General features: G+C 43.3%; 5 protein-coding genes. All 5 read left to right on the top strand.

Translation table 11 applies throughout. The features are described from left to right. Window positions 1–180: 180 nt before the first annotated feature. The 5 genes from NEPTK9_RS08875 (at window position 181) to NEPTK9_RS08855 (ending at window position 5877) form a co-directional block, all read left to right on the top strand. The gene (locus NEPTK9_RS08875; protein ID WP_194848477.1) at window positions 181–2352 is read left to right on the top strand and encodes a GreA/GreB family elongation factor; all 2172 of its coding nucleotides are present in this window, start codon (window positions 181–183) and stop codon (window positions 2350–2352) included. Between the two features lie 11 nt (window positions 2353–2363). Next, window positions 2364–2966, top strand: a complete 603-nt coding sequence (gene rdgB / locus NEPTK9_RS08870) for an RdgB/HAM1 family non-canonical purine NTP pyrophosphatase (RefSeq protein WP_194848476.1) — start codon at window positions 2364–2366, stop codon at window positions 2964–2966. Between the two features lie 167 nt (window positions 2967–3133). After that, window positions 3134–3598: an NYN domain-containing protein gene (locus NEPTK9_RS08865; protein WP_194848475.1), complete on the top strand. Its 465-nt coding sequence runs from the start codon at window positions 3134–3136 to the stop codon at window positions 3596–3598. Window positions 3599–3686: 88 nt separating this feature from the next. Further along, on the top strand, window positions 3687–5270 hold the full coding sequence (locus NEPTK9_RS08860; protein WP_194848474.1) for a peptide ABC transporter substrate-binding protein: 1584 nt from the start codon (window positions 3687–3689) through the stop codon (window positions 5268–5270). A gap of 115 nt (window positions 5271–5385) precedes the next feature. After that, complete coding sequence (locus tag NEPTK9_RS08855; protein WP_194848473.1) at window positions 5386–5877, top strand: hypothetical protein; 492 nt, start codon at window positions 5386–5388, stop codon at window positions 5875–5877. Window positions 5878–6040 lie beyond the last annotated feature (163 nt).

Raw genomic sequence — 6040 nt, 5'->3', positions numbered from 1 at the left:
TGGAAATGCTATTTCCTTATAGTCCCTCCATGGACGAAATTTTAGTAGCTTAAAAATGGTTAGGGGGGCTATTCAAATTTTTTATTCCGGGAATTGCTGTAAAAATTCCGTTAAATTTGAAGTTAATTGATTAAACTCTTATACTCCCTTAAATAGAGCGCAAAAGGATTCAAAGTTTTTATGTCGATGAGTTATTTAGACCAGTTTCAAAAACACCTTAATAATCATGATTATCCTTCCTTTTTGTCTCTTTGGGAAGAGTACTGTATGGGGGATGAGGTGGATGGAGAAGAGCTCCGCCGGGTTTTGACAAATGTCAAGGACTCGGAACTTGCCACTCCTTTTGGACGCCACGTCGAAAAAGCTCTCTCTCTTTGGGAAAAGATCAAAGATACCGATCTAGGTCAGGAAATTTTCAAGCTTATCTTCGACCTCCAAACAACCAACACCCCGGAACTTGGAAATTTGGTTTTCAACTACCTCAAGGAAAGGTATGGCGAGGACCGTTACTTCAATGACAAAATCCGTTTAATCGGTCTTCGGGAGATGGACTCCTTCCAAGGGGCCGTTAGCAATTACATTCTCCTTAACCACCTCAAAAAAGGGAATTTTGTCTTCCATACTGGAGGATGGGGCGTTGGAGAGATCATGGAGATCTCTTTTTTGCGAGAGCAGCTTGCCCTCGAATTTGATTATGTCCCCGGCAAAAAAGATCTCTCTTTTGAAAATGCTTTCAAAACGCTCATTCCCATTCCAGATGATCACTTTTTGGCCCTCCGCTTTGGAAGTCCTGAGGAGCTCGAAGCACGCGCAAAGAAAAATGCTAATGAGGTCATCCATATCCTTCTTCGGGATTTAGGACCGTTAACCGCTTCTGAAATCAAAGAAGAGCTCGAAGAGCTTGTCATTCCAACCGATGAGTGGGCGCGATGGTGGCAAACAACACGGACAAAACTTAAAAAAGATACCCTTATCGAAACCCCTGAGGATCTCCGGAGCCCTTTCAAACTCCGAGAAACCGAAGTGACCCATGAGGACCGCCTCCAAAAAGCTTTAGAAAAAAAGCCAGAGGCTGGCGAGCTTATCCAAATGGTCTACGCCTTTCTTCGTGACTTTCCTCAAACCCTTAAAAACGAAGAATTCCGCAGCCACCTAGAGGAAAAGTTTAAAGATGCCCTTGCCAACGAAGAACTTTCCGATGCGCAAGAGCTTCAACTCTATTTCTTCTTAGAAGATTTAGGGGCTGGAAAAGAGTACTCCCCAACCAAAGAGCTCATCAAACGGTTTACCTCTCCTGAAGATGTTGTGAACGCGATCGCTATCATTGCCTTTAAGAAACGGGCTCTGATGCAAGTCCGAAAACTCCGTGAAGATTGGGCGGTTTCGTTTTTGAGTCTTCTTTTCGCAGTCGATCAAAACCCTTTGCGTGATTACATCCTTGGAGAACTCTTAAAAGAGCAACAAGAAGAGGTAAGTAAAAAGCTTGAGACGATTTTAACCTTCCCTGATCGTCACCCCCACTTTCTTTTATGGTATTTCCAAAAGATGATGAAAGATGATGCTCTCCCTTTAGGAGGTAAAGAGGGGAAAATCCGCTTTTTCGAAGCCCTTCTTATCTTACTCAGCAATGTTGAATCAAATTCTAATCAGCGCGATCTTGTTAAAAAGATTCTCACCTTCCTCACAACAGGGCGCTATAGCAATGTACGGAAGGTTTTCCAGCACGCTTCCAAAGAGGCTGTTCAAGAATTTCTCCTTTTAGCGACAAAATGTCAAAGCCTGACCGATCATGACATTAAGATCTTCCACTCTTTAGCTCAAGTGGTCCACCCCTCTCTTGCTAAGCTTGGGAAAAAATATGAAGAAGGGAAGCAAGGCGAAGAAGAGATTATTTGGACCACCGAAGAGGGCTACAAAAAAGTTAAGGGGCGGATCCAAGAAATTTCGACCGTTGAAACCGTTGAAAATGCAAAAGAAATTGAGGCAGCGCGCGCCCTAGGAGATCTCCGTGAAAATGCGGAATTTAAAGCAGCCCTTGAACGACGTGATCGCCTTCAGAGCGAGCTTCGCACCCTTTCTGCCCAGTTTAATAAAGCGCGGATCCTCACAAAAGATGATATCTCTACCGATAAGGTGGGTATCGGTGTTGTCATTGACTGCAAAGATGATGCGGGAAAAGAACTCTCTTATATCTTTTTAGGTCCTTGGGAAGCGGATCCCGATAAGCATATCCTCTCCTTCCAATCAAAGCTTGCTCAATCCCTCATGGGACGTAAAGTGGGAGATAAAATAGAGATCCAGGGAAAAAATTTAACAATCTTTAACTTGCGAAATTACTTCGAAACTTTTTAAGATAAGCTCATATGGAAATTGTTATTGCTTCAAGAAACCTCCACAAAATCCGAGAGATCCGGGCGATCTTAAAAGGGCAATACCCTTTTGACTTCCTCTCTCTTCTCGATTTTCCCGACTACGAACCTCCTGAAGAAACGGGAGCAACCTTTGAGGAAAATGCCTTTATCAAGGCAACCCATGCTGCAGATGCGCTCAAGCGGTGGGTCCTTGCTGATGATTCCGGCCTTGTTGTCCCTGCCCTTAACGATGATCCTGGCGTTCGAAGTGCCCGCTATGCAGGCGAAAATGCAACCGATAAGGAAAACCGTACCAAGCTTATTAAGGCTTTAGATGGCCTTGAAGAAAGTAAGCGGATTGGCTATTACGTTTGCGCTATTGCCCTCTCCTCTCCAGATGGCATCCAAACGCAGGTCAAGGGAATGTGCGAGGGATCTCTTATCCTCACATCCCGGGGAAGCCAAGGATTTGGCTACGACCCCCTCTTTCTTAAGTATGACTATAACAAAACCTTTGCCGAGCTCGATGAGGAAACCAAAAACAAAATTTCTCATCGCAGAAAAGCGCTCGACAAACTCATGCCTGCTTTCGAAGCTCTTCTACAAAAGCACTAGGTTCTGCTCTCGAAATTTAGGGCCAAGGGCTTCAGAGGAAGTTTTCTTGAAATTTGAAATTTTTTTGCCGAATGTAAATAGTCAGGCACTATTTTTGAGGCAAAAAAATTTCAAATTTCTGGAAAGATCCCTGAAGACCTGGCGATAAATTTCGAGAGCAGAACCTAATGCGTTACATTATCGATGGCTATAATTTCTTTTTTAAACTTGAAGAAGATGTCCTCCCTTTGGAGAAAAAACGGGAATCCTTTATTGCTTTTCTCGATGAAGAAGCACGTAACCTAAACATTTTGCTCGTTTTTGATAGTCATGAGCAAAATGCAGGAGTATTTGCGACAAAACGGAAGCTCAAAAATATCGAAGTAAGCTTCTCTCCTAAAAATCTTTCTGCCGATGCATACATCCTAGAGCTTTTGGAGTGGGATGCAAAAGACACCACTTTAGTCACTTCCGACAAACCTCTTGCAAAAAAAGCCTCTTATCTAGGGGTGAAAACCCTCTCGATCAACGGTTTTGTTTCACTCATGGTGAAAAAACAAAAGAAACCAAGCGAAAAGCCAGAGATGCGGGAAACCGAGGCAAATATCAAACGCCTTTTAAAGGAATTTAATCGAGAAATCGACGAACCATAGTCGGTTTTTCATAGGAAAAAAATCTCGTGCAAAAAATCATCTATAATATTAAGTTTAACATTAAACCACATAACGCGTCAGGTGATTTATGAGATTGCTACTTATTCCTCTTCTAGTCTTTGCCCTTACAGGGTGTAAACGGGGAGCCAGCCCATCGAGCCAAGATAACCGCCAACAAATCACGATCAACATCAAAAGTGAACCCCAAACCTTAGACCCAAGAAAAGCGCGCGCATTAACCGACATCAACTTGATTAGAATGTTCATGGACGGTTTGACCCGTATTGACAAAATGGGAAATCCTTCCCTTGCCCTTGCAAAAAAAGTAGATGTGTCTGCAGATAAAAAAACCTACACATTTACCTTAAGGGATTGCAAGTGGTCCAATGGGGATAAAGTGACTGCCCAAGACTTCGCCTACGCCTGGAAAAAAAGCCTGACCCCCAGCTTCAATGCCCCCAATGCCAATATGCTCTATGTGATTAAAAACGCTAAAGAGGCTAAGCTTGGAAATCTTCCTTTAAGCCTAGTAGGAATCGAAGTACGTGACGAAAAGACCCTTGTCGTTACCCTTAATCACCCCACCCCTTATTTTTTAGAACTGACCGCAAACCCGATTTACTTCCCCGTTAATAGCCATGTCGATCGAGCCAACTCACACTGGGCTGAAAAAGAAATTACCTACGTTGGAAATGGCCCTTTCCTTTTACAGGACTGGAAGCACCATAATGCCATAGAAGCAAAGAAAAATAATGGCTACTGGGATCAAAGGTCCGTTTCTTTGTCGGGGCTAAAAATGGTCATGATGAACGAAGGTTCCGACTTCAATATTTTTGACTCCAATGATCTCAGCTGGGAAGGTTCTCCTTTTTCTAGAATCCCAGTTGACGCCCTTGAAACACTGAAATCCATAAACAAATTACATAGTACTCCAGTATTGGCGACGAAGTGGATCCGGATTAATATTGAAAAAGCTCCTTTTGAATCAAATAAACTTAGAAAAGCTCTTGCCTTAGCCATCAACAGGAAATCTATCGTGGAACATGTTACTCAAGGAAAACAGCTTCCCGCTACAGGAATCGTCCCCTCTTCCATGGGACTACAGCAAACCCCTTATTTTGAAGATGGAGATGTTGAAACAGCTCAAAAACTCTTTAATGAAGCCCTTAATGAAATGGGTATCCCATCGAGAAGGTTTCCCCAGATTACTCTTACCTTTGCCTCTTCACAAAGAAGTCGTATCCTTGCTCAAGCAATTCAAAGTCAGTGGCGCGAGGCCTTTGGGATTGAAGTAAAGCTAGAGCCTGCAGAACATAAAGTGTTCTTCGACCGGATCTCCAAGAAAGACTATACCCTTGCTCTAAGCGATTGGCTTGCCGACTTCAATGACCCCATTAACTTCCTTGAAGTTTTTAAGACAAAGCATTGTGGCACCAATAACACAAACTGGGAAAGCCTTCGCTACTATGAACTTTTAGAAGCTTCTCTTGACTATACCGATATAGAAGCGAGAAAAGAGTTTCTTCGAAAAAGTGAAGCGATCATCATGGATGAAATGCCTGTTATTCCGATCTTTTACTTTACGATGCTTTATGTTCAAGATGACCATTTAAAGGATGTGGTATTGACAACAATGGGCAACATCGACTTTAAATGGGCTCATGTGGAATAGTGTTATATCTATAAATTTTTTTGGGAAATTAGCTTCATTTTTTCACCATTCTTTGCCCTTCCAAAATCTCCCCTTGTCTCATGGACAATGGTGTCGATTTTGGAAGAACAAATTCTTGCAAAAATCTGAGCGCAATTTCTCCAAAAAGCTTTACAGATACAACACTCGAAATGTCTTTATAACCATTCTCTTCCTGGTTGCGTTAAGCACCCTTTCGGCAGCTTCTGTCCGGATCATGAATGACAGTCCTTACCTTCTTCACGCAGAGGTCCTTTCTGCTGATGGAAATAGCAAGGGAAAGCTCACCATTGCTCCCCAACAACAGTCGACTTGGCAAGACTCTTACTCGGGAAATAACGTCTGGTCTCAAACCCCTTATACCGTCATTCTAACCTGCAAAAATGGGAAGGTTTTTGGAGTGATTGGAGGGATCCAGCAAGGAGCGACTGTCACCGCCCTTTCTGCAACTGGCGATCTTTTTTGCGAGCCTGACAAAAAACAAACTCAAGATGGACAACAAGCGCCGCCAGAACAACCTTCCCCTCAAGCCCCACAGCCAGCCGACCCCTCCCGCACACCTGGTGACCCCATTTGGGGGCCACCGTGAAGTATACCCAAAACTGAGGAGCCAATTGCAAAATTACTGATTAATCGATTTTTGGGCCTTGTTTACCTTTACAGGTAAAAAGTTCGCACATTTATCGGTGGTATATGTAAGAAAGATACGTCGGGGGCAGCGGGGGGCTTGCCCCCGACGCATCTTTCATCCA

The sequence above is a fragment of the Candidatus Neptunochlamydia vexilliferae genome (assembly GCF_015356785.1).
GTDB lineage: Bacteria > Chlamydiota > Chlamydiia > Chlamydiales > Simkaniaceae > Neptunichlamydia > Neptunichlamydia vexilliferae.
Note: the sequence above shows the minus strand (reverse complement) of the source record. Positions and strands in the feature narration are given on the sequence as shown.

What these genes read in the sequence shown, in the direction of transcription:
- NEPTK9_RS08875 (WP_194848477.1), top strand. Translation starts at nt 181, where the DNA reads ATGTCGATGAGTTATTTAGACCAGTTTCAAAAACACCTTAATAATCAT.
- rdgB (WP_194848476.1), top strand. Translation starts at nt 2,364, where the DNA reads ATGGAAATTGTTATTGCTTCAAGAAACCTCCACAAAATCCGAGAGATC.
- NEPTK9_RS08865 (WP_194848475.1), top strand. Translation starts at nt 3,134, where the DNA reads ATGCGTTACATTATCGATGGCTATAATTTCTTTTTTAAACTTGAAGAA.
- NEPTK9_RS08860 (WP_194848474.1), top strand. Translation starts at nt 3,687, where the DNA reads ATGAGATTGCTACTTATTCCTCTTCTAGTCTTTGCCCTTACAGGGTGT.